Here is a 22,394-nt window from a genome sequence, read left to right on the forward strand (position 1 = left end):
ATGCGGAAGCTCTTTTTCCTCCCCGTCCTGCTGCTTGCCGCCCCCGCGGCGGCGCAGCAGGAGCCGTCCACTGCTGCACATGTCACCGAAGCGATCGCCGCCTGCCAGGCAATCACCGAAGCCGATGACGTGCGATATGACAATTTGCCCCCGATGGAGTGGGACAATGCCAAGCGGCGTGGCGCACGATCGCAGCGTGTGTTCAAGGGGCTTTACCAGAAAGAGGGCAACAACGCGCTGATCGTCGTTGCGAACGAGCAACTCGAGGCCAAGACCTGCGTCGTGCAGGCCTTCCTTCCGGATACCGCTTCTTACGTCCCCCTGCTGCAGGAGGTGTCGCAGTCAATCGGCACGCCCGAACAGCAGGACGGTTACAGCTATTTCTGGACGATCGCGGGCCATACGGTCCGGGTCGATCCCGCGGGTGATGCAAAGCGCCCGTTCGCCCGTTTCGAAATTTCCGCAATTCCCCAGGAGAGTGCCGAATGAGTATCCTCGTAGACAAGAACACCAAAGTCATCACGCAGGGGATGACCGGCGACACCGGCACCTTCCACACCGAGCAGGCGCTCGCCTATGGCACGCAGATGGTTGCAGGCGTGACCCCCGGCAAGGGCGGTAGCGAGCATATCGGCCTGCCCGTTTACAACACCGTTTCCGAAGCCAAGGCCGAAACCGGCGCGACCGCTTCGTGCATCTATGTCCCGCCGCCCTTCGCCGCGGATTCGATCCTCGAGGCGATCGACGCCGAGATCGAGCTGATCGTCGCGATCACCGAAGGCATTCCCGTGCTCGACATGGTGCGCGTCAAGCGCGCGCTCGAAGGCTCGAAGTCGCGCCTGATCGGTCCGAACTGCCCCGGCGTCCTGACCCCCGGCGAATGCAAGATCGGCATCATGCCCGGTTCGATCTTCAAGAAGGGCAGCGTCGGCGTCGTCAGCCGTTCGGGTACGCTGACCTATGAAGCCGTGCACCAGACCACCACGGTCGGCCTCGGCCAGACCACCGCAGTCGGCATTGGCGGCGACCCGGTCAACGGCACCAATTTCATCGACGTGCTCGACCTCTTCCTCGACGATGACGACACCAAGTCGATCATCATGATCGGCGAAATCGGTGGCAGTGCCGAAGAAGAAGCCGCCGAATTCATCAAGCAGGAAGCCGCCAAGGGCCGTGAAAAGCCGATGGTCGGCTTCATCGCCGGACGTACCGCGCCTCCGGGCCGTCGCATGGGCCATGCCGGTGCCATCGTTTCGGGTGGCCAGGGCGGCGCCGACGACAAGATCGCCGCGATGGAAGCTGCGGGCATCCGCGTCTCCCCCTCGCCCAGCGAACTCGGCACCACGCTCGACGCGCTGCTGAAGGAACTCGCCTGACGGCCAGCGCGGACGGCCTCCCCTTTCGGGACCGTCTGCGCGGCTGAGGCATTGCCATAGAGAGCCGACAGCAGGTCGGCACGAGAAGGTGACCCGGATGGGCAACGAAAGCCACGATTTCCTCCCCGAGCTGGGCGACCAGGAAGGCCCGCAGCAGGGCCCGAGCTGGGGCAACCCGCGCTGGCTTGCCGAAGTGGTCGACAGCGAGGCGGATCTGACCGCCGCGCTCGATCCCACGCAGATGCGGATGGCAGTGGCCAAGGCGGCGGAAAAGACGGGCAAGGCGCTCGATCCAAAGGCTATCGAGCAGGCGGCGGACGATTCGATCCGCGCCATGTTGCTGGTGCGCCTCTATCGTGTACGCGGCCATCTCGCTGCCAATCTCGACCCGCTCGGCCTGTCACACCGCGAAGTGCCCGAGGATCTGACGCTCGAATGGCATGGCTTTGGCGGTCAGGAAGACCGCGAAGTCTATGTCGGCGGCGTATTCGGCTTCGAATGGGTCAGCATCGGTGAGCTCTTCGACGTGCTGCGCGCGACCTATTGCGGCAATGTCGGCCTCGAATACATGCATATCTCGGATACCGAGGAACGCCGGTTCCTGCAGGACAAGTTCGAGACGCCCGAGGACACGATCCAGTTCACCCCCGAAGGCAAGAAGGCGATCCTCGCCGCCGTAATCCGCGGTGAGCAATACGAGAAATTCCTCGGCAAGAAATACGTCGGCACCAAGCGTTTCGGCCTCGATGGCGGCGAATCGATGATCCCCGCGCTCGAAGCGGTGATCAAATATGGCGGCCAACTCGGCACGCGCGAGATCATCTACGGCATGGCCCACCGCGGCCGTCTGAACGTGCTCGCCAATGTCATGGGCAAGCCGTACAAGGTCATCTTCCACGAATTCTCGGGCGGCAGCGCCAACCCCGACGATGTCGGCGGCTCGGGCGATGTGAAATACCACCTCGGCACCAGCACCGATCGCGAATTCGACGGCATCAATGTCCATATGTCGCTGGTGCCCAACCCCAGCCACCTCGAGGCGGTGAACCCCGTCGTACTCGGCAAGAGCCGCGCGCAGCAGGCGATCCGCGACGATCTACGCCAGCACGAGCAGGTCCTGCCGGTGCTGCTGCACGGCGATGCGGCCTTTGCCGGCCAGGGTATCGTGTGGGAGTGCCTCGGTTTCTCGGGCGTGCGCGGCTACAACACCGGCGGCTGCCTGCACTTCGTCATCAACAACCAGATCGGCTTCACCACCAGCCCGCAATTCGCGCGCAGCTCGCCCTACCCAAGCGATGTCGCCAAGGGCGTGCAGGCACCGATCCTCCATGTGAACGGCGACGATCCCGAAGCGGTGACCTTCGCCTGCAAGCTGGCGGTCGAATACCGCCAGACCTTCGGCCGCGACATCGTGATCGACATGTGGTGCTATCGCCGCTTCGGCCATAACGAGGGCGACGAACCCAAGTTCACCCAGCCGCTGATGTATGACGAAATCCGCCAGCACCCCAAGGTCAGCGAAATCTACTCCGCGCGCCTCGAGGAAGAAGGCGTGATCGAGAAGGGCTATGCCGACGGGCTGAGCGCCGAGTTCATCGACCACCTCGAGCAGGAGTTCGAGGCGGCCAAGGATTACAAGCCCGACCAGGCCGACTGGTTCGGCGGTCGCTGGTCCGGGATGAACAAGCCCGCCGATCCCGAGACCGCGCGCCGCAATGTCGAAACCGCACTCGAAAAGAAGCTGTTCGACAGCCTCGGCCGCACGCTCACCACGGTGCCCGACGACCTGACCATCCACAAGACGCTGGGCCGCGTGCTCAAGGCAAAGGACGAGATGTTCTCCAGCGGCGAAGGGTTCGACTGGGCCACCGCCGAAGCGCTCGCCTTCGGCAGCCTCGTCACCGAAGGGTTTGGCGTGCGCCTGTCGGGCCAGGATTCGGGACGTGGCACCTTCAGCCAACGCCATGCGGTCTGGGTCGACCAGAAGGACGAGCGCAAATACATCCCGCTGACCACGCTGCCGCATGGCAAGTTCGAGGTCTATGACAGCCCGCTGTCCGAATATGGCGTGCTCGGCTTCGAGTACGGCTTCGCCATGGCCGATCCCAAGAGCCTGGTGATGTGGGAAGCGCAGTTCGGCGATTTCGGCAATGGCGCGCAAATCGTGATCGACCAGTTCATCGCCGCGGGCGAAGTCAAATGGCTGCGCGCCAATGGCCTCGTCCTGCTGCTGCCGCATGGCTATGAAGGCCAGGGCCCCGAGCACAGCTCGGCCCGGCTCGAGCGGTTCCTACAGCTTTGCGCGAACGACAATATCCAGGTCTGCAACATCACCACGCCGGCCAATTACTTCCATGTCCTGCGCCGCCAGATGCTGCGCAGCTTCCGCAAGCCGCTGGTCATCATGACTCCCAAGAGCCTGCTGCGTCACCCGCTGGCGAAGTCGGACGCGAACGAGTTCATGGGCGATCAGCACTTCATGCGGATCAAGTCCGACATGAAGGATATTGCCGACGAGAAGGTCAAGCGGCTCGTGCTGTGCAGCGGCAAGGTCGCCTACGACCTCATGCAGCGCCGCGACGAGGCCGAGCTCGAAGACGTCTCGATCGTCCGGATCGAGCAGCTCTACCCCTTCCCCGGCGAGCCGCTCGCCGTGCGTCTGGAACGCATGACCAATCTCGAGCAGATCGTCTGGTGCCAGGAAGAGCCGAAGAACAACGGCGCATGGTTCTTTGTCGATCGTCTGATCGAGGAAGCCGCCGAAGCCGCAGGCAAGACGGGCATGCGCCCGTGTTATGCCGGCCGCGAAGTCGCCGCCTCGCCTGCCACGGGTTACGCCAGCCGGCACCAGGTGCAGCAGGAAGCCCTCGTCAACATCGCACTCGGATTGAACGGCAGCGCGCCGAACGTCCGCAGTGACTGCAAGTAATCCGGGAAAGCGAGATTATGGCCACCGAAGTCAAAGTTCCCACGCTGGGTGAATCGGTCAACGAAGCGACCGTCGGCGAATTGCTCAAGAAGGTCGGCGACGCGGTTGCGGTCGACGAACCGATCGTCAGCCTCGAAACCGACAAGGTCGCGGTCGAGGCCCCCTCGCCCGTCGCCGGCGTCATCAAGGAATTCAAGGTCGCAGTCGGCGACACGGTCGAGATCGACGCGGTCATCGCGGTGATCGAGGAAGGTGCTTCGCCTGCGGCCAAGGGTGCCGAAGCTGGCCGTGCGCAGGAAGAACGCGAAGAAGGCAAGCAGGAGCGCGCGGATACGCCCGCCCCCGCCGCCTCTTCGGACGCCGCGCAGACGCTCTCGCCTGCCGTGCGCCGCGCCGTGCTCGAACATGGCGTAGACCCGTCGACCATCAAGGGCACCGGCAAGGACGGCCGCCTGACCAAGGAAGACGTGATCGCTGCGGCGAATGCCAAGCGCGATGGCGGCGGCGCCCCGGCGGCATCGTCGGCCCCGCCCGCCGCGACCGGCGGCGAGCGCCGCGAGGAACGCGTCAAGATGACGCGCATGCGTCAGACCATCGCCAAGCGGCTGAAAGGCGCGCAGGAAAACGCCGCACTGCTGACCACCTTCAACGATGTCGACATGTCGGCGGTGATGGAGACGCGCGGCAAGTACAAGGACATGTTCGCTAAGAAGCACGACATCCGGCTCGGCTTCATGGGCTTCTTCGCCAAGGCCGCCTGCCTGGCGCTGAAGGACGTGCCCTCGGTCAACGCCTATATCGAAGGCGACGAGATCGTCTATCACGACTATGTCGACATCTCGGTCGCGGTCAGCGCGCCCAACGGCCTCGTTGTCCCGGTGATCCGCGATGCGCAGGACAAGGGCTTTGCGCGGATCGAAAAGGACATCGCCGATTTCGGCAAGCGCGCCAAGGATGGTACGCTGACGATGGACGACATGAAGGGCGGCACCTTCACCATCTCCAACGGCGGCGTGTTCGGATCGCTGATGTCGACGCCGATCATCAACCCCCCGCAGAGCGCAGTGCTCGGCCTGCACCGGATCGAGGATCGCGCGGTCGTGGTGGATGGCGAAATCGTCATCCGTCCGATGATGTATATCGCGCTGTCCTACGACCACCGTCTGATCGACGGCCGCGAGGCGGTCACTGCACTCAAGATCATCAAGGAAGCGATCGAAGATCCCACCCGGATGCTGATCGACCTTTGAGGAACACATAATGGCTGAATACGACTACGATCTCTTTGTCATCGGTGCGGGTCCGGGCGGCTATGTCGCTGCGATCCGCGGGGCACAGCTCGGGCTCAAGACGGCTTGTGCCGACAGCCGCGATACGCTGGGCGGAACCTGCCTCAATGTCGGCTGCATCCCATCCAAGGCGATGCTGCACGCGTCCGAATATTTCGACGCGGCGAGCAATGGTTCGATGGCCGCGCTGGGTGTCGACGTCACTCCCAAGCTCAATCTCGAGCAGATGCACGCGCAGCGCCGCGATGCAGTGAAGAGCCTGACGGGCGGGATCGAATTCCTGTTCAAGAAGAACAAGATCGACTGGAAGAAGGGCCATGCCACCTTCCAGGACGCGCATACGGTCAAGGTCGGCGACGAAACCTTCACCGCGAAGGACGTGATCATCGCTACCGGCTCCTCGGTCACTCCGCTGCCCGGTGTCGAGGTCGATAACGATAAGCAGGTGGTGGTCGATTCCACCGGCGCGCTCGAACTGAAAGCCGTGCCCAAGAAGATGGTCGTCATCGGCGGCGGCGTGATCGGGCTCGAACTCGGTTCGGTCTGGCGCCGTTTGGGCGCCGAAGTGATCGTGGTCGAATATCTCGACAAGCTGCTGCCCGGCATGGACGACGATGTCCGCAAGGAAGCAGCGAAGATCTTCAAGAAGCAGGGCATGGAACTGCGCCTGTCGACCAAGGTCACCGGCTGCACCGTCAAGGGCAAGAAGGCCACGCTGACGCTCGAACCCGCCGCTGGCGGCGAAGCGGAAACGCTCGACGCCGATTGCGTGCTGGTCTCGATCGGCCGCCGTCCCAACACCGACGGTCTCGGCCTCGATGCGATCGGGCTGGAAACCAACCAGCGCGGCCAGATCGAAATCGATCATGATTTCCGCACCAAGGTCGATGGCGTGTGGGCCATCGGCGACGTGGTCCCTGGTCCGATGCTGGCACACAAGGCCGAAGACGAAGGCATCGCCTGCGCGGAGAACATTGCCGGACAGACGGGCATCGTGAACCACGATCTCATCCCGGGCGTGGTCTATACCTGGCCCGAATTTGCCGGGGTCGGCCTCACCACCGAGGAAGCCATCGAAAAGATGGGCGGCGACAAGAGCAAGGTCAAAGTCGGCAAGTTCCCGATGATGGCCAACAGCCGCGCGAAGACCAATCACGAACCCGACGGCTTCGTGAAGGTCATTGCCGAAGCCGAAAGCGACCGCGTGCTCGGCGTCTGGGCGATCGCCAGCGTGGCCGGGACGATGATTTCGCAGGCGACACAGGCGATGGAGTTCGGTGCCACATCCGAAGACATCGCTTACACCTGCCACGCACACCCGACGCATTCCGAAGCAATCAAGGAAGCGGCGATGGCGGTCCAGGGCAAGCCGATCCACGTCTGACCGAATGGCGACGACAGCGGCCCTTCCGGTAAAGAGCGAGGGCTGCTGAATGGCCGGGCGCGCGGCAATCTCCCTCGCGCTCGGCACGCCTGTTCTAGCGGGTCTGATCTTTCTTGCCTTTGGCGGCGCTCCGCTGGCCTATCCGGTCGGCAATGCGCTCGCCCTGCTGCTGGCATTACCGGTAGCAGCCTTTGTGCGGATACGCCTGACCGGCGCCCAGCACCGTGCGCTGGCGGTGGTGCTGCTGGCGTTATTGTTCGTCCCGCTCCTCAGCGGCCCCCACCTCAACGGCATAGCGCGCTGGCTGCCGCTAGGACCGGTCACGCTGCATGCCGGTGCGCTGGTTCTCCCAGCGTTGGCGGTGCTTGCCGCGAGGGACGAGGATTACGCCCCGCCGATCCTGCTGGCAGCGCTGCTCGCCGCCAGCGTGCAGCCCGACGCGGCGACCGGCCTCGCGGTGATGATGGCCGCCATCGGGCTCTACAATGCGAGCGGTGACTGGCGGATGGTGCCGGTCGCGGGGATCGCCTTCCTTGCCAGCATCAGCGCCGGACTGCGCGGCGAATTGCCCGCCCAGCCCTTCGTCGAGCGCGTATTGGTCGATCTGGCGCTGCACCAGCCGTTTGCCGCGCTCGGTCTCGGCGTCGCATTGCTCGCAAGCTTCCTGCTGATCGCCCACGCGCTTCCAGCAGGGAAGCCTGTGCGCCATGCGCTGTCAGGCTCGCTGTTCGGCTTTTCGCTCGCAGCGCTTGTGTCCAACTATCCAAGCGTGCTCATCGGCTACGGTGCCGCGCCGATCCTAGGATACGGGCTGGCACTGTCGCTCGCGCGTCAGACCCCTCAGACCCCGTCGGGATAGACCGGCGCGATATCGACCGGGATGTCCGCCATCGCCGCGAACCGCGAATTGGCGGCATCGTCGAGCACCGCATGACGATCGAAGAACGCCTTCGTACCCGCATAATCGCCGCGCGCCTGCAGCATCAGCTGCGCGTTGAGCAGGTCGCGGATACCCGCTTCCATCGCCGCATAGTCCACCGTGTACCGCTGCGCCGCTGCATCCCAGGCGAAGGCGCCCTTCTGCTGGAGATAGCCATATTGCAGCTTGGCACCGCGGCCATGCGCGCTTTCGGTGCCGAACCGCATAGAGCGGAACAGGCCGGTGAAATAGGTCGAGAACAGCTCGGGCTTCTCCGCAGCGGGGATTTCTCCCTTCTCCATCATCAGCAGGATGTTCCAGATGCCCATTACGTCGGCCTTCGATTCCTCGAGCGCCGAATACTGGTCGCGCAGTTCCTCGTTCACCGTGGTCTGGCGGCCATCGACGGTGATCGTGCCGGGCCCGAGGCTGTGCGACAACTCATGGAACAGCGTGTTTGCTTCCATGTATTTCTTCGCCACCAGCGCTGCCTGGTCATCCTTCAGCACGACATCGGCCATCGGGGCGAGGATACGGTCGTATTTGGCGCCAAGCACATTGGCCAGGATCACCTTCTTGGCCCCCTTCGCTTCGCGCACGCGCTCGTCATTGGGCAGGTTGAAGGCGATGGTCTGCGTGCCCGGGACATTGTCGCCGCCGCCGTGGACCTGATCGGCCACTGCAATCGGGCTTTCGAACCCGCGCTGGAAATTCTTGTCCGCGTCGGGGATGGGCAGGTTCTCTTCCATCGTCCGCAGGTAGTTCTTGTACCTCGCCAGCGCGGCGCTTTCTTCGGGATTGCGCAGTGTCACGAAGCTTTCGAAGGCGGTCTTGGTACCATACAGCCGGTCGGTATAGACCTCGTAGGGACCGATCGCGACCTCGATCGGCGTATCCTGCAGGTCCATCCAAGCCATCTCGCTGGCAAAATAGTCGTCGGTCAGGAAGCTGGTCGCGCGCAGCGAGAGAAATTTCTTCAGGCTGGGGTTGGACGTCCGCTGTGCTGCCCGTTCGAGCAGGCGTGCGGCGGGCACCAGCCATTCGCGATATTCCTGCGAATAGGGGACGGCGACGAAGCCCTCGCCGCTGCGCTTGACCACCGTGTAGGGGCTGGTCAGTGCCTCGCGCTGGTCGGGATTGGCCGCGAGATAGGCGTCGAATTCGGCGCGCGTCAGGTCCTGCGGATAGAAACCTGCCCCTTCGGGCATGTCCTGCGTACCCCAGAAGGGATGCAGCTCGGCAACTTCATCCCACGGACCGAAATTACGATCGAACATCGCCACCAGCATGTCGCGGTCGGCGCGGCGGTTGCGCGCGATCGTCTCGCGTAGCTGCGGCAAATCCGCGCCCCGCTGGCGCAGGTAAATCTCGTCCATGTAGCCGCTGGCTTCGATCAGCAGATTGACCACCTCGCGTTCTTCCCCGGTAAGGAAGGATGTGTCGGGCGCCATTTCGATGACCGCCAGCTTGGCGTATTGCGCCTGGAGGTCGTAACCATCGGGGGCCGCCGCGGCAGGCGGCACCGCGTTCGGTTCGATCCGCGTGTCGGTGACGGCAGGCGAGCAGGCAGCGCTGGCAAGCAGCAGGGGCAGGATGGCGCGACGCATGGGAGATCCTCTGAAAGTTTTCGTTCTATCGCTGGAAAACGCCATGCGGCGCTGATGTGTCCCGCGCAAGAGCGCGATTGACCGAGCGGTTCGCTTATCCGACATTGGCGCGCAGGGAGGAAAGAGCATGGCCTATCCGACACTGACCACGAAACCCGGGGCGATCGAGATTGCAGGCGCCATCCGCCATGGCGAGATGTCGCCGATCGAGGCGGTCGAAGCGGCAATTGCGCGGATCGAACATCTCGATGCGCATATCAACGCGGTGGTGGTGACCGATTTCGACCGGGCGCGGGAACAGGCGAAGGCCATGACTGCCGCACGGCTGCCCCAGGACCAGCCGCTGTTCGGCGTCCCGATGACGATCAAGGAAAGCTTCGATGTCGCCGGCCTGCCGACTTGCTGGGGTCACACCGAATATGCCGACACCATCGCCACACGCGACGCCTGGGTGGTCGGCCAGCTCAAATCCGCCGGTGCGATCCTGCTGGGCAAGACCAATGTCCCGCCCGACCTCGCCGACTGGCAATCGAACAATCCGGTCTATGGCCGGACCAACAATCCGCACGATCACGCGCTGTCTCCCGGAGGCTCGTCGGGCGGGTCGGCGGCGGCGGTGGCCAGCGGAATGGTGCCCTGCGACTTCGGCAGCGATATCGGCGGTTCGATCCGCGTCCCGGCGCATTTCTGCGGCGTGTGGGGGCACAAGACCAGCTGGGGGCTGATCCCGAAACGCGGCCATGTTCACCCGGTGGCGGCGGGGCAAGAGGCGCATGATGGCGCGCTGTCGGTCGTCGGACCATTGGCGCGCAATGCCGCCGACCTTCGGCTGCTGGTCGAACTGACGCAGACGATCCCGCCGCGCGCGCGGGCCAAGCCGTTCAAGGAAAGCCGTTTCCTGCTGCTGATCGATCACCCGTCCTGCCCGACCGACGATGCGGTGCGCGGGCCGCTCGAAGCGGCTGCCGCCCAACTCGAGCGCGCGGGGATCACCGTCGATCGCGCAAGCGACCTCGTTCCCGATCTCGCCGCGCAGCAGGCCGACTACATGCGCATGCTCAATGTGACGCTCGCACGCGGCATGCCCGGCCCCGACGGACAGCGGGCAAGCGCCACCGACTGGTTCGACATGCGCGATGCGCAGGCGCGGAACGAGATTGCCTGGGCCGCGCTGTTCGACAGCTACGACTTCGTCCTTGCCCCGCCCGCACCGCTATTGGCCTTCCCCCACCGCGCGGATCGCCTCTTCGATGGCATGGCGACCATCAACGGCGCTGACCAGCCGGGGGCAACCGCGCTGTGCTGGGCAGGCTTGGCGACCTATCCCAACCTCCCCTCCACCGTCTTGCCTGTGGGCGAAACCGGCGGCCTGCCTTGCGGAATGCAGGTCATCTCGCGCAGGTGGGCGGATCTCGATTGCATTGCCGCGGCAGAAGCGATCGGCACGATCCTCCACGGCTAGGGAGCCTCGACACAATGGCACGTCCGCGCATCATGCAGCGCCTTGCAAAGTGGCACGTCTGGCTGGGCTGGCTGGTCGGCCTTCCGGTGTTGATGTGGACAGTGACCGGGCTGGTCATGGTGGCCAAGCCGATCGAGGAAGTGCGCGGCAACCATCTGCGCAAGGACGTGCCCGAACGCGCGCTGCCCGCGGATACCGAGATTGCAGTCTCGCTACCCGCAGAAAGCACCCAGCCGGTGCGCGCGGTCACCACACGGGTCGAGCGCGGTGAGACGATCACGCGGATCGCCTATATGGACGGGACGACCGCGCGGTACCGCCCCGATGGCAGCGCGATGGGGCCGCTGTCCGAGGTCGAGGCGCGGCTGATCGTGGCCGAGGGTATCGAGGGCGGCGACAAGGTCACCGGAACCGCGCGCTTTGCGGCCGACGACGTGCCCTTCGATTTCCGCCGCCCGCTGCCCGTCTGGCAGGTCGCGCTGGCCGATGGCACCAACGTCTATGTCGGTACCGAAACCGGGCAGATCGAGGCGGTACGCACGCGCTGGTGGCGGACCTTCGACTTCGTCTGGGGCCTGCACATCATGGATCTGCAGACCCGCGAGGACACGCATCACCCGATCCTGATCTTTTTCGCCCTGCTGTCGGTGATCGGCGCGCTGTTCGGCTGCATCCTTATGTTCCGCCGGCGTAACGTGGGGGTGGGCGGCAAATGAATACCGAGGTCCTGACACCGCTGCTCGACTGGCTCGACCTTGCCGGGGTGGCGATCTTCGCGCTCACCGGCGCGCTGGTCGCCGCCAAGGAGCGCCAAACCTTCGTCACGCTGGCCTTCTTCGCGCTGGTTACCGGCGTCGGCGGGGGCACGGTGCGCGATCTGCTGATCGGCGCGCCGGTCTTCTGGATCCACGATGGCGGGGTCGCGGGCGTATGTCTCGCGGTGGCGCTGTTCGCGTGGTTCATCCCCACACGCTGGTGGGCGGGCCGCTTCCTGTCGATTGCCGATGGTCTGGGGCTGGCGGCCTATGCCGTGCTGGGTTCGGCCAAGGCGCTCCAATACGGCGTGCCGCCAGTCCCCGCCGCACTGATGGGGATCATCACCGGCTGTGTCGGCGGGATTATCCGCGACGTGGTCGCCGGACGCCCGTCGATCCTGATGCGGCCCGAGCTCTATGTCACCGCCGCAGCTTTATCGGCCAGCCTGACGGTGCTCGGCGATGCCGCGGGAATCATGCGCGAATGGGTGTGGGTGGGCGCGACCGCCGCAGGTTATGGCCTGCGACTGGCCGCGATCAGGTGGAACCTGGCACTGCCCGCCTATCAGCGCGATTAGCGCCGCGCACCCTGGTATCCGGTGCCGTATTCCAGATCGGCATCGACCGCATCCTCATCTCCCGGCAGGGGACCGCCCGGATAGGCGGGCTGCGCGGAATCGCTGCGTGCACGCATCGCGGCGTAATAGGCGTCGTCATACTGGCGATCCTCGCCTTCGAAACGCGCCGCATCGTCATAGCTGCGATCGTAACGGGCATCGCCGCGATCATAGTCGATCGCTTCGATACGGCCATCGGCGCCGATCGAGCAGTTGAACCCCTGCCCGTCATATAGCGCGCCGCTGACGGTCCAGCCGCGCGCATCGCGATTGACCGCATCGACAGTGTCGACCCGCGCATTGCGTTCGATCTCGTCGACACACATGTCGACCGCGCGATCGATCCCGCGTCCGTCATCGTAGCTGACCCCACCGCGACGCGGTTCGGGGTAGCGGGTGTCGCGGCGTGGATAGCGTTCGGTCGAGCCCTTCGCCGCATTGGCGATAGCGGCAATTCCCCCGATGATCAGGATACCTGCCAGCACATCGCCCGCATCGACTCCGCGATCACGGCGGTGGCGATACCGGCGGTGTCCCGCTGCGTCATCATCGCCCGGCATCCAAGCCGGCGCGGCATGCGCCGCCGCAGGTGCTGCGGGTGCGGGCAGCTCGGCGGCCTGCACCGGCATGGCGGTCAGCGACAGGGCGGCAAGCAGCGCGGGTGCGGCAGAAAGTGATTTGATGGACGGCATGGTCCGGTACCCCAGTGGTCACGCCCCCACCCGGCGCGCGATTATCGATTGAACAGGACTAGGCGGCCCAGGCTAAATGAAGCCTGAACCGCCCATGGTGGTCCTTGGAAGCAGGTATCAGCGCAGTCCGCGGATACCGCTGAAGTCGAGATAGGTGACGCGGCCGCGTTCGATCGAGCAAGTGAAGCTACCGCGATCGCGATTGCTGTACCGGCGATCGCGGCGGTCATAGCGCGAGTTGTAACCGCGCTGCCCATCGACCACCATCGTGCCCTTGACCTTCCAGCCATAGCGGGTGTCGTCGACATCGCGAATATCGGTTACCTGCGCGAGGCGATAGCCATAGCGGCGCGCATCGGCCTGGGCGGCGCTGACGCAGCGCTTGACCGCCGACCGCGGGTTGCCGCGTGTGGCATAAGCGGTGCGGCGATAGTCGTTGCCGTGGTTGTAGCGTTGGCCATCGCGGTAATAGCGGCCGTCGCGGTGGTGGTCGCGGTTCTTGCTAGCCGCGCTGGCGATGGCAGCAATGCCGCCGATGATTACTGCACCGGCGATCACTTCGCCAACCGAAATCCCGTCATCATCACCGCGAGCCTGGGCAGGCGTGGCTCCGGCCAGCGCCATCGCGCCGACGGCAGCCGTTGCGATCCCACCCTTCGCGAACGTTTTGGTCAATTGTTGCATCTCGAGGTCCTCCTCGTCGGTGCCGCGGCGGGATTGCCTCGGCTATGAGAAGGGTTCTAGAGAAGCCGCCGTGAGGTGACGCTGAACTCCGGCTACAGCGATTGTTCAGGTACTGAGCTCTTTTCCTGAACGCCTATTCTCTAAACGTTTCAAGCACATCGCGTGTAAACGTGGCAATATCGAAGCGCGATCCGGTCGGATCCTCGCCCCGCCGTACGATCACGACGTTCATACTAGGCACGATTACGATGAACTGCCCGCGATTTCCCATTGCGGCGAATGTGTCGGCCGGGACACCCTCGGAAGTGTTCAGCAGCCAGAACCCCGCGCCGTAGCCGAACGGGCTGTCGGGCTGCGGACCGGTGGGCGCCGAGACATAGTCGACCCAGTCTTCGGGCAGGATACGCGTGCCATCGGCGAGCATACCGCCGTCGAGATAGAGCTGACCCAGTTTCGCCAGATCGCGCGCGGTCGACCAGACCTGGCTCGAGAGAATGTAATCGCCCTCCCAGTCGGTCTCGGCCACGGTGTGGTGCATGCCGAGCTTCTCGAACAGCGCAGCGGGAGGATGTTCGTCAAACCCCGGTTTGATAGCGCGCACCGCCATCAGCGTGTCGTTATTGGCATAGCGATAGACCGATCCCGGCGGATGGATGACCGGCCAACTGGTCGCCGTTTCCGCGACCGACGAGCCACCGAAATAGAGCGGATCGGTGCGGTTGCCAGGCGTGTCGGAGTAACGCCCAGAGGCCATGCGCAGGAGATGGTCGATCGTGATCCCGTAGCGGGTATGGTCCTGCATTCTGCCGCCCAGTCCCGCGCGGGCATCGACCTGCACTTCGCCGCGCGCCTGCGCGGCGCCGACCAAGGTCGCGGCAATGCTCTTGGCGACCGACCAGGTACGCTGCGGCACCGCCGGTCCGAAGTCGGGGGCATAGGCCTCGCCCAGCAACGCTCCGCGGCGCTGCACCAGCACCGCCGTAGTCCGCGTGCCCTCGCCATAGCGCTGCGCGAAGGCACCCTCGCCAACGGTCTTCAACGCGCCCTCCCCGAAAGGCGTCACCGCGGCGACCGGATGGTTTTGCCCGGGCCGGGTAGTCACGAAGGGAGGAAGCCCTCCGCCGATGGGGGCAAGCTGGCAGCCCATCCGCGAATCGTGGATCGCGATCCGGGGCGGCATGCTCTCTGCCCAATCGACGCTGATATGGCTGACTTCGTTCGAGCCCGCGGCAGTAGCCCTGGACGCGGGCCTGCGGTGGATTTCATAGGCCAGCTCGGGCGCGATTTCGTCGAGTGGTGCCTGGATACCCGTCAATTCCCACGCCTCGACGCTGGCAGGCGTTCGGGCTGCTCCATTGCGTTCCGCATTGGCGATGGCGCTGCACAGGAACAGCGCCTTGTACCCCGCAGCGAGCGCGCGATCGTAGCGGGCGCCAAGTTCATCCTGCGTGGTGGATTGGGCAGCGGCTGGCGTGGCGGCGAGCAGCGCGGCGGCTGCGAGGGCATGTCTGATCATGCGCGTCTTGTGGCACGGCTTTCCGTGCAAGCAAAACAAAAGGGCCGGACAGTTTCCCGTCCGGCCCCGCTTGTCTGGTTTCGAATGCGGCTTACGCCTCTTCGAGGTCCATGTCTTCGTTCATGACCGGACCCGAATCCTGCCCCTTGGCGTCCACGTCGCGGTCGACGAGTTCGATGACGGCCATCTGGGCGGCGTCGCTGCCGCGGTAACCGGCCTTGATCACGCGGCTGTAGCCACCTTCACGGTCGTCGTAACGCTCGGCCAGCACGTCGAACAGCTTCTTGAGCTGGGTTTCGTCCTGCAGGCGGCTCATGGCGAGGCGACGGTTCGACAGGCCGCCACGCTTGGCCAGCGTGATCAGCTTTTCGATGTAGGGCCGCATTTCCTTCGCCTTGGGCAAAGTCGTCATGATCTGCTCGTGCTTGATCAGCGCGGCGGCCATGTTGCGGAGCATCGCATTACGGTGGCCGGTCTTGCGCTGCAGCTTACGGCCGGACATTTTATGACGCATTTCAACTTATCCTTCGTTCGATAGGGGCCCGTGCGAGGTAGCCCGTAGCTGGTCGGACAGGGCCGACCTCCCTGATCGCGACGTCCCGGCTTGCACCGGGACGCACGCAGTATGAATTTAACCCAGAAGCTCTTGTTCGAGCTTCTTGGCCATTTCCTCGATGTTCTCGGGCGGCCAGCCGGGGATGTCCATGCCGAGGCGCAGACCCATTGACGAGAGCACTTCCTTGATCTCGTTGAGCGACTTGCGGCCGAAGTTCGGCGTACGGAGCATCTCGGCCTCGGTCTTCTGGACCAGGTCGCCGATGTAGATGATGTTGTCGTTCTTGAGGCAGTTGGCCGAACGCACCGACAGTTCCAACTCATCGACCTTCTTGAGAAGGTAGCGGTTGAGCTGGTTGGTGTCGCTTTCCTGCGGCTCTGCAGCCTGGCCGATCATGGCCGAGCTGGGCTGCGGGATGCCGTCTTCGAAGTGGACGAACAGCGTCAGCTGGTCCTGAAGGATGCGGGCGGCATAGGCCACGGCATCTTCGGGAGTGACGGTACCGTCGGTATCGATGGACAGCGAAAGCTTATCGTAGTCGAGTTCCTGGCCAACACGGGCGTTCTCGACCTTGTAGCTGACCTGGCGGACCGGCGAAAACAGCGAGTCGACCGGGATCAGACCGATCGGCGCATCGACGGGGCGGTTCATGACTGCCGGGCGATAGCCCTTACCGATGTCGGCCGTGAGCTCCATGTTGAGCGTCGCGCCTTCGTCGAGATGGCAGATCACCAGATCCTTGTTCATCACCTCGATGTCGCCCGACACGGCGATGTCGCCGGCTTTCACTTCACCGGGACCGGTAGCGGAAAGCTGCAGGCGCTTCATGCCTTCGCCCTCCATCTTCAGCGCGATCTGTTTCACGTTGAGGACGATGTCGGTGACGTCTTCGCGCACGCCGGCAAGCGAGCTGAATTCGTGGAGCACGTTCTCGATCTTGATCGAGGTGATCGCGGCGCCCTGGAGCGAGCTGAGCAGCACGCGACGCAGTGCGTTGCCGAGCGTCAGGCCGAAGCCGCGCTCGAGCGGTTCGGCCACGAAGGTCGCCTTGCGCGCCTTGTCGCCGGATTCCTTGATATCAAGGACATTGGGTTTCTTGAGTTCCTGCCAGTTCTTAATGTTGACGGACATGCAAATCCCCTGGTTCGGATGCGGGCAGGACCGGCGCTCTTTGCAAGAGCGTCCGGTCCGTGAGAGGGTGTCGGCGGCCCGCTAGCGAGCCGCCAGGCAGGTACGGATCAGACGCGACGACGCTTGGAAGGACGGACCCCGTTATGCGGGATCGGCGTCACGTCGCGGATCGAGGTGATGGTGAAGCCCACTGCCGCGAGACCGCGCAGTGCGCTCTCACGACCCGAGCCCGGGCCCTTCACTTCGACCTCGAGGGTGCGCACGCCGTGTTCCACGGCCTTGCGGCCCGCGTCGTCGGCGGCGACCTGCGCGGCATAGGGAGTCGACTTGCGGCTGCCCTTGAAGCCCATCATACCCGCGCTGGACCAGCTGATCGCATTGCCCTGTGCATCGGTGATGGTGATCATCGTGTTGTTGAAGCTGGCGTTGATATGTGCAACGCCGCTCGAAATGTTCTTTTTGTCGCGGCGCCTAACGCGGCCGGGTTCGCGTGCCATGGTCTCTATTCCTCTAATCTATCAAGAAGGCAAAAGCGTAGGGAAATCCCTCCGCTTACTTCTTCTTGCCAGCGATCGGCTTGGCCTTGCCCTTGCGGGTACGGGCATTGGTGTGAGTGCGCTGGCCGCGAACGGGCAGGCCGACACGGTGACGCAGGCCGCGATACGAACGCAGGTCCATAAGGCGCTTGATGTTCATAGCCGTGTCGCGGCGAAGGTCGCCTTCGACCATGTGCTCTTCATCGATCGTTTCACGAACGCGCAGGACTTCCTCGTCGGACAGGTCCTGCACGCGACGCGCATGATCGATGCCGAGCTTGTCGGCGATCTCGACGGCCTTGGTCCGGCCGATTCCGTGAATATAGGTGAGCGCGATGATCACGCGCTTGTTGGTGGGGATATTTACCCCGGCAATACGAGCCACTTACTTCTCCATGCTCCACAGGGACCGGACATCCGGTTAACCCTATCTCATCGCTCCATTCATCGACGCTCGCGGTACCTGCCTGATACAAATCGGCAGGAGGGCGCCCAATATGGCTGTCGCCGCCGGACTCACCGCAATGTCGAATGAAGAGCGCGCTTAGGGGGATTCGCCCGCGGCGTCAACCGCCCAGCACACGCAAACCAACGAGACCGCCGGATGGGCGGCTCGCGAGGTGTTGCAGGCCTTGTAGCGCGTGACGCCGCGAAGGTCAAAACCCTACATCACTCCAAATGCGAGCATCGCATCGGCAACCTTCTTGAACCCGGCGATGTTCGCGCCTTTGACGTAATCGACATAGCCATCGCCCTGGTCGCCATATTCGACGCATTTGCCGTGGATGCCCTCCATCAACTCGGTCAGCATCTGGCCTAGCCGTTCGTGGTTCCACGCGATCCGTTCGGAATTCTGGCTCATCTCGAGCCCCGAGACCGCGACCCCGCCCGCATTCGCCGCCTTGCCGGGTCCGTACATGATCTTGGCATCGTGGAAGACCTTCACCCCGTCGAGCGTGGTCGGCATATTGGCACCTTCGGAAACCGCCTTGCAGCCGTTCGAGACCAGGCTGCGCGCCTCATCTTCGTTGAGCTCGTTCTGCGTTGCGCAGGGCAGCGCCAGGTCGCATGGCACGTCCCACGGACGCCGCCCCTCATGGAACGAGGCGGAGGTGAAGTGGTCGGCATATTCGGAAATGCGCCCGCGGCGGCGGGTCTTGAGGTCTTTGACCCAGTCGATCTTGTCCTGGTCGAACCCGTCGGGATCGTGGATGAAGCCGCCACTGTCGGACAGGGTCAGTACCTTGCCGCCCAGCTGGACGATCTTTTCCGCCGCATGCGTCGCGACATTGCCCGAGCCCGAGATCACCGCACTCTTCCCCTCGACCGCGTCGCCCTTGTGCGCCAGCATGTTCTGCAGGAAATAGACCGCGCCATAGCCGGTCGCCTCGGGGCGCATCTGCGAACCGCCATATTCGGTGGCTTTGCCGGTCAGCACGCCTTCCCAGCGATTGGTGATGCGCTTGTACTGGCCGAACATATAGCCGATCTCGCGTCCGCCCACGCCGATGTCACCCGCCGGCACATCGGTATCGGGGCCGATATGGCGGTAAAGCTCGGTCATGAAGCTCTGGCAGAAGCGCATCACTTCGCTGTCGCTCTTGCCCCTGGGGTTGAAGTTCGCCCCGCCCTTGCCGCCGCCCATCGGCAGGCCGGTGAGCGAGTTCTTGAAGGTCTGTTCGAAGGCGAGGAACTTGAGCACGCTCTCATTGACGCTGGGGTGAAAGCGGATGCCGCCCTTATAGGGGCCGATCGCATTGTTGTTCTGCACCCGCCAGCCGCGCTGCACCCGGATACAGTGATTGTCGTCCTCCCAGCACACGCGGAAGCTGACGATCCGGTCGGGTTCGGCGATCCGGCGCAGGATCTGCGCCTCGTGGTATTCTTCCTTATCCTCGATGAAGTGGTAAACGTCCTGCGCCACTTCCTGGACAGCCTGGACGAACTCGTCCTGCCCCGGATTGCGCTTCTTCACGCCCTCCATGAATGTCGAAAGATCCACGTGCCTGTCGTAGACGGATGCCATGTCGCAATTCCCCCCTGGTGCCCGGTCGGGCGAGTTGATGTTTGCGACCCCGGCGCCCGTTCGGCGGGCGCTCGTCAGTTTGTGTTATTCCGCGACCTGCAAGGCATCGATCTGCGCCTCGATACTCGGTTCCTCATCCGGTGACGGGTCATCGGCTGCGCCGTCTGCCCCGCCCGCCCCTTCGAGAGCCCCAAGATAGTCCCTGAGGCCATGCAACTGCTGGCTCATCACGGCATCAACGGCCTGCGAAATCGAGGCAACCTCGTAGCGCATGGAGCCGCCGACGGCATATTCCCAGCGGATTCGCGTCCCGCCCGCGATCTCCTCGAGCGTGATCGTCAGCACACCGGTGGCCGGTTCGCCCTGCAACGGGCCGAGCCCCCCGCGCATGCGCAGGTTCCTGAGCGGATAGGCCTGAATGACGGTCATGTGCTGGACGCTGCCGTCGAGCGAGAACCCGTCCTCGCGGTCCTCGCCGGGCACACGCTCGCAAAAGCAGCCGCCCGCCTGAGGGGTCAGCGTCATATTGGCGGCATCGGCGGACCAGGTATGTGCGTCGCTCCACCAGTCGGCCGGCCGGATCAGCGCGAGCCACGTATCCAGCGGGCTGGCCGCGACATCGGCCTGGTCCTGCGTCACGAAGCCGCGTTCGCTGGTCTCGGCAACCGTGGCCGACAGCGGCACCGCAGCCGTCAGCGCGGCTGCAGCAAGAACCGTTGTGACAAGACGCATGGACCCTCTCCCCTGTGCGGAGAGACGTCCTAAGCGAAGTTGCGTCTGTTTGGAAGCGCCGGGTCGATCAGTCCGCGAGGATCGCGTCGATCGCGCGGGTCACGTCTTCGATCGAAGCCATGCCATCGACCCGGCTGACGATACCGCGTGCTTCGTAGCCTGGCAGGATCGGAGCAGTCTTGCCGCGATATTCCTGCATGCGGGTGCGCACGGTCTCTTCGTTATCGTCCGGGCGGCGCTTGAATTCGGTCGAGCCGCATTTGTCGCACACGCCCTCTTTCTCGGGCAGCTTGAAGACATCGTGATAGCCGGCGCCGCAATTGGCGCAGGTGAACCGGCCGGTGATCCGCTCGACCAGCGCATCCTCGTTCACTTCGAGTTCGATCACATGGTCGAGCTTGCGGCCATGCCGAGCGAGGATTTCGTCGAGCTGGTCGGCCTGCGCCGCAGTCCGCGGATAGCCGTCGAAGATCGCACCGATCTCCGGCCCCATCTCGGTCAGCTTGGCATCGATCATCGCCGAAACGATGTCATCCGAGACGAGCCCGCCCGAATCCATGATGTCGGCTACCGTACGGCCCAGTTCGGTATCGGCCTTGCGTGTTTCACGCAGCATGTCGCCGGTCGAGAGCTGGAGCATGCCATGATGCTCGACCAGTCGTTGTGCCTGCGTTCCCTTACCGGCGCCCGGAGGGCCCAGGAGGATGATGTCCATCGCGTATTGTCCCCTTCGCCCGTGCTGTGCCTTAACGCGGGCGTCCCTTCAACTTCGCTTTTTTGATGAGGTCGCCATACTGGTGTGCCAGCAGATGCGACTGGACCTGGCTGATCGTATCGACCGTCACATTGACCACAATGAGCAGGCTGGTGCCGCCAAGGAACAGCGGAACGCCGGTCTGCGCGATCATGTATTCGGGCAGCACGCAGACGAGCGTCAGGTAGATCGCCCCGATCACGGTGATGCGGGTCAGCACATAGTCGAGATACTGTTCGGTGCGCTTGCCCGGACGGATCCCCGGGATAAAGCCACCGTTCTTCTTCAGGTTGTCGGCGGTCTCTTCAGGATTGAAGACGATCGCGGTGTAGAAGAAGCAGAAGAAAATGATGCCGATGGCATACAGCGCCATATAGAGCGGCTGGCCATGCTGGAGATATTGCAGCACCGACTGGAGCGCGCCCCCCGCGGCACTATCGGTATCGACCGAATTGCCAGCGAACTGGGTGATCGTCAGCGGCAGCAACAGCAGCGAACTGGCGAAAATCGGCGGAATGACGCCAGCGGTATTCAGCTTGAGCGGCAGGTGCGAACGGTCGGCCTGCATCATGCCGCGCTGCGTCGCGCGCTTGGGATACTGGATCAGCAGGCGGCGCTGCGCGCGTTCCATGAAACAGATCACGAGGATCAGGATCACGACCATCGCGATCAGGCCAACGATGATGCCGGTGGCGATCGAACCTTCCGAATAACCCGAACCGAGGTTCGAGACGAAGGTCGGGAACTGGGCGACAATGCCCGCCATGATGATCAGCGAAACGCCATTGCCGATACCGCGACTGGTGATCTGTTCGCCCAGCCACAGCAGGAACATCGTCCCGCCGACGAGGCTGATGACCGCGCCCACGCGGAACATGATGCCCGGGTCGACCACCGCCTGCAGCCCGCTCTGCGCGCCGAAGCTCTCGAGACCAGAAGCAAGGAACCAGCCCTGGATCGCACACAGGAACACAGTGCCGTAGCGCGTGTACTGGTTGAGCTTCTGGCGGCCCGCACCGCCTTCTTTCTTGAGCGCGGCGAGGCTGGGATGCAGCGCGGCTGCCAGCTGCACCACGATCGAGGCGGTAATATAGGGCATGACGCCGAGCGCGATGAGACTCATGCGCTCAAGGCTGCCGCCCGAGAAAGTGTTGAACAGGTCGAGGATACCGCCCCGCGTCTGATCGTAGAGATCACCCAGGATCAGCGGATTCACGCCCGGAAGCGGAACGAAACTGAGAAAACGGAAGACGATCAGGGCCGCGATAGTGAACCAGATTCGGTTCTTCAGCTCGGTGGCCTTGGAGAAATTTGCGAGGCTCATATTGCTCGCGATATTATCGGCGCGTGATGCCATGGGAATCTGTTCAATCCTGAATTGACGCCGGTCCCTCCCGGCACAGGAAGGCTAGATAGGGAGCGGGGGACG

At 63.9% G+C, this 22,394-nt stretch carries 21 protein-coding genes; 9 read left to right on the top strand and 12 right to left on the bottom strand.

The genetic code is table 11. The features are described 5' to 3' along the window. The 6 genes from N6L26_RS06185 (at position 1) to N6L26_RS06210 (ending at position 7,837) form a co-directional block, all read left to right on the top strand. Entirely contained in the window at positions 1–489 is a 489-nt protein-coding gene (locus N6L26_RS06185; protein ID WP_263607164.1) for a hypothetical protein, read from the top strand. Continuing rightward, complete coding sequence (gene sucD, locus N6L26_RS06190; protein WP_263607165.1) at positions 486–1,376, top strand: succinate--CoA ligase subunit alpha; 891 nt, start codon at positions 486–488, stop codon at positions 1,374–1,376. Before N6L26_RS06185 ends, sucD begins: the two co-directional genes overlap by 4 nt. Before the next feature lie 97 nt (positions 1,377–1,473). After that, positions 1,474–4,305, top strand: a complete 2,832-nt coding sequence (locus N6L26_RS06195; protein WP_263607166.1) for a 2-oxoglutarate dehydrogenase E1 component — start codon at positions 1,474–1,476, stop codon at positions 4,303–4,305. Between the two features lie 17 nt (positions 4,306–4,322). Beyond that, positions 4,323–5,555, top strand: a complete 1,233-nt coding sequence (gene odhB / locus N6L26_RS06200) for a 2-oxoglutarate dehydrogenase complex dihydrolipoyllysine-residue succinyltransferase (protein WP_263607167.1) — start codon at positions 4,323–4,325, stop codon at positions 5,553–5,555. A gap of 10 nt (positions 5,556–5,565) precedes the next feature. After that, on the top strand, positions 5,566–6,978 hold the full coding sequence (gene lpdA / locus N6L26_RS06205) for a dihydrolipoyl dehydrogenase (RefSeq protein WP_263607168.1): 1,413 nt from the start codon (positions 5,566–5,568) through the stop codon (positions 6,976–6,978). A 49-nt stretch (positions 6,979–7,027) separates the two neighbouring features. After that, the gene (locus N6L26_RS06210; RefSeq protein WP_263607169.1) at positions 7,028–7,837 is read left to right on the top strand and encodes a hypothetical protein; all 810 of its coding nucleotides are present in this window, start codon (positions 7,028–7,030) and stop codon (positions 7,835–7,837) included. Here N6L26_RS06210 and N6L26_RS06215 read toward each other — a convergent pair. Next, positions 7,819–9,504, bottom strand: coding sequence for a dipeptidyl-peptidase 3 family protein (locus N6L26_RS06215; RefSeq protein ID WP_263607170.1), 1,686 nt, complete (start codon positions 9,502–9,504; stop codon positions 7,819–7,821). The genes N6L26_RS06210 and N6L26_RS06215 overlap by 19 nt on opposite strands. A 127-nt stretch (positions 9,505–9,631) precedes the next feature. Between N6L26_RS06215 and N6L26_RS06220 the strand changes: the two genes are divergently transcribed. Genes N6L26_RS06220 through N6L26_RS06230 form a run of 3 tightly spaced genes read left to right on the top strand, consistent with a single transcriptional unit; the run spans position 9,632 to position 12,299 of the window. Next, on the top strand, positions 9,632–10,966 hold the full coding sequence (locus N6L26_RS06220; RefSeq protein WP_263607171.1) for an amidase family protein: 1,335 nt from the start codon (positions 9,632–9,634) through the stop codon (positions 10,964–10,966). 14 nt (positions 10,967–10,980) lie between these two features. Further along, entirely contained in the window at positions 10,981–11,682 is a 702-nt protein-coding gene (locus N6L26_RS06225) for a PepSY domain-containing protein (RefSeq protein ID WP_263607172.1), read from the top strand. Continuing rightward, complete coding sequence (locus tag N6L26_RS06230) at positions 11,679–12,299, top strand: trimeric intracellular cation channel family protein (RefSeq protein ID WP_263607173.1); 621 nt, start codon at positions 11,679–11,681, stop codon at positions 12,297–12,299. The genes N6L26_RS06225 and N6L26_RS06230 overlap by 4 nt, the downstream gene beginning before the upstream one ends. Here the strand turns inward: N6L26_RS06230 and N6L26_RS06235 are convergent. The 11 genes from N6L26_RS06235 to secY form a co-directional block, all read right to left on the bottom strand. Further along, on the bottom strand, positions 12,296–13,030 hold the full coding sequence (locus N6L26_RS06235; RefSeq protein WP_263607174.1) for a hypothetical protein: 735 nt from the start codon (positions 13,028–13,030) through the stop codon (positions 12,296–12,298). The two genes, N6L26_RS06230 and N6L26_RS06235, sit on opposite strands and share 4 nt — an antisense overlap. A 117-nt stretch (positions 13,031–13,147) precedes the next feature. Then, the gene (locus N6L26_RS06240) at positions 13,148–13,714 is read right to left on the bottom strand and encodes a hypothetical protein (RefSeq protein ID WP_263607175.1); all 567 of its coding nucleotides are present in this window, start codon (positions 13,712–13,714) and stop codon (positions 13,148–13,150) included. A gap of 133 nt (positions 13,715–13,847) precedes the next feature. Continuing rightward, positions 13,848–15,230, bottom strand: coding sequence for a serine hydrolase domain-containing protein (locus tag N6L26_RS06245; RefSeq protein ID WP_263607176.1), 1,383 nt, complete (start codon positions 15,228–15,230; stop codon positions 13,848–13,850). A 91-nt stretch (positions 15,231–15,321) separates the two neighbouring features. Continuing rightward, positions 15,322–15,744 (bottom strand): 50S ribosomal protein L17, encoded by a 423-nt coding sequence (gene rplQ, locus N6L26_RS06250; protein ID WP_263607177.1) that lies wholly within the window; start codon positions 15,742–15,744, stop codon positions 15,322–15,324. A gap of 117 nt (positions 15,745–15,861) precedes the next feature. Further along, complete coding sequence (locus N6L26_RS06255) at positions 15,862–16,917, bottom strand: DNA-directed RNA polymerase subunit alpha (RefSeq protein WP_253515116.1); 1,056 nt, start codon at positions 16,915–16,917, stop codon at positions 15,862–15,864. Positions 16,918–17,024: 107 nt separating this feature from the next. Then, positions 17,025–17,414 (bottom strand): 30S ribosomal protein S11, encoded by a 390-nt coding sequence (rpsK, locus tag N6L26_RS06260; RefSeq protein ID WP_253515114.1) that lies wholly within the window; start codon positions 17,412–17,414, stop codon positions 17,025–17,027. A gap of 55 nt (positions 17,415–17,469) precedes the next feature. After that, a complete protein-coding gene (gene rpsM / locus N6L26_RS06265; RefSeq protein ID WP_253515113.1) occupies positions 17,470–17,838 on the bottom strand; it encodes a 30S ribosomal protein S13 in 369 nt (122 codons plus the stop codon). Positions 17,839–18,117: 279 nt separating this feature from the next. Continuing rightward, positions 18,118–19,479, bottom strand: a complete 1,362-nt coding sequence (gene gdhA, locus N6L26_RS06270; RefSeq protein ID WP_412071346.1) for an NADP-specific glutamate dehydrogenase — start codon at positions 19,477–19,479, stop codon at positions 18,118–18,120. Positions 19,480–19,563: 84 nt separating this feature from the next. Then, positions 19,564–20,211, bottom strand: coding sequence for an SRPBCC family protein (locus N6L26_RS06275; protein WP_263607179.1), 648 nt, complete (start codon positions 20,209–20,211; stop codon positions 19,564–19,566). 67 nt (positions 20,212–20,278) lie between these two features. Then, positions 20,279–20,926, bottom strand: coding sequence for an adenylate kinase (locus tag N6L26_RS06280; RefSeq protein WP_263607180.1), 648 nt, complete (start codon positions 20,924–20,926; stop codon positions 20,279–20,281). A gap of 31 nt (positions 20,927–20,957) precedes the next feature. Then, positions 20,958–22,322 carry a preprotein translocase subunit SecY gene (secY, locus tag N6L26_RS06285; RefSeq protein ID WP_263607181.1) on the bottom strand — a complete coding sequence of 455 codons (1,365 nt, stop codon included), beginning with the start codon at positions 22,320–22,322 and terminating at the stop codon, positions 20,958–20,960. Positions 22,323–22,394 lie beyond the last annotated feature (72 nt).

This window comes from Qipengyuania sp. SS22 (assembly GCF_025736935.1).
Classification (GTDB): domain Bacteria; phylum Pseudomonadota; class Alphaproteobacteria; order Sphingomonadales; family Sphingomonadaceae; genus Qipengyuania.

Excerpts from the sequence above, each read along its gene's own strand:
- lpdA (WP_263607168.1), top strand. The coding sequence starts at position 5,566 with ATGGCTGAATACGACTACGATCTCTTTGTCATCGGTGCGGGTCCGGGC.
- gdhA (WP_412071346.1), bottom strand. The coding sequence starts at position 19,479 with ATGGCATCCGTCTACGACAGGCACGTGGATCTTTCGACATTCATGGAG.
- N6L26_RS06275 (WP_263607179.1), bottom strand. The coding sequence starts at position 20,211 with ATGCGTCTTGTCACAACGGTTCTTGCTGCAGCCGCGCTGACGGCTGCG.
- N6L26_RS06215 (WP_263607170.1), bottom strand. The coding sequence starts at position 9,504 with ATGCGTCGCGCCATCCTGCCCCTGCTGCTTGCCAGCGCTGCCTGCTCG.
- N6L26_RS06230 (WP_263607173.1), top strand. The coding sequence starts at position 11,679 with ATGAATACCGAGGTCCTGACACCGCTGCTCGACTGGCTCGACCTTGCC.
- rpsK (WP_253515114.1), bottom strand. The coding sequence starts at position 17,414 with ATGGCACGCGAACCCGGCCGCGTTAGGCGCCGCGACAAAAAGAACATT.
- N6L26_RS06195 (WP_263607166.1), top strand. The coding sequence starts at position 1,474 with ATGGGCAACGAAAGCCACGATTTCCTCCCCGAGCTGGGCGACCAGGAA.
- N6L26_RS06210 (WP_263607169.1), top strand. The coding sequence starts at position 7,028 with ATGGCCGGGCGCGCGGCAATCTCCCTCGCGCTCGGCACGCCTGTTCTA.
- N6L26_RS06220 (WP_263607171.1), top strand. The coding sequence starts at position 9,632 with ATGGCCTATCCGACACTGACCACGAAACCCGGGGCGATCGAGATTGCA.
- N6L26_RS06185 (WP_263607164.1), top strand. The coding sequence starts at position 1 with ATGCGGAAGCTCTTTTTCCTCCCCGTCCTGCTGCTTGCCGCCCCCGCG.
- N6L26_RS06245 (WP_263607176.1), bottom strand. The coding sequence starts at position 15,230 with ATGATCAGACATGCCCTCGCAGCCGCCGCGCTGCTCGCCGCCACGCCA.
- N6L26_RS06225 (WP_263607172.1), top strand. The coding sequence starts at position 10,981 with ATGGCACGTCCGCGCATCATGCAGCGCCTTGCAAAGTGGCACGTCTGG.
- rplQ (WP_263607177.1), bottom strand. The coding sequence starts at position 15,744 with ATGCGTCATAAAATGTCCGGCCGTAAGCTGCAGCGCAAGACCGGCCAC.
- N6L26_RS06280 (WP_263607180.1), bottom strand. The coding sequence starts at position 20,926 with ATGGACATCATCCTCCTGGGCCCTCCGGGCGCCGGTAAGGGAACGCAG.
- secY (WP_263607181.1), bottom strand. The coding sequence starts at position 22,322 with ATGGCATCACGCGCCGATAATATCGCGAGCAATATGAGCCTCGCAAAT.
- odhB (WP_263607167.1), top strand. The coding sequence starts at position 4,323 with ATGGCCACCGAAGTCAAAGTTCCCACGCTGGGTGAATCGGTCAACGAA.
- N6L26_RS06255 (WP_253515116.1), bottom strand. The coding sequence starts at position 16,917 with ATGTCCGTCAACATTAAGAACTGGCAGGAACTCAAGAAACCCAATGTC.
- N6L26_RS06240 (WP_263607175.1), bottom strand. The coding sequence starts at position 13,714 with ATGCAACAATTGACCAAAACGTTCGCGAAGGGTGGGATCGCAACGGCT.
- N6L26_RS06235 (WP_263607174.1), bottom strand. The coding sequence starts at position 13,030 with ATGCCGTCCATCAAATCACTTTCTGCCGCACCCGCGCTGCTTGCCGCC.
- sucD (WP_263607165.1), top strand. The coding sequence starts at position 486 with ATGAGTATCCTCGTAGACAAGAACACCAAAGTCATCACGCAGGGGATG.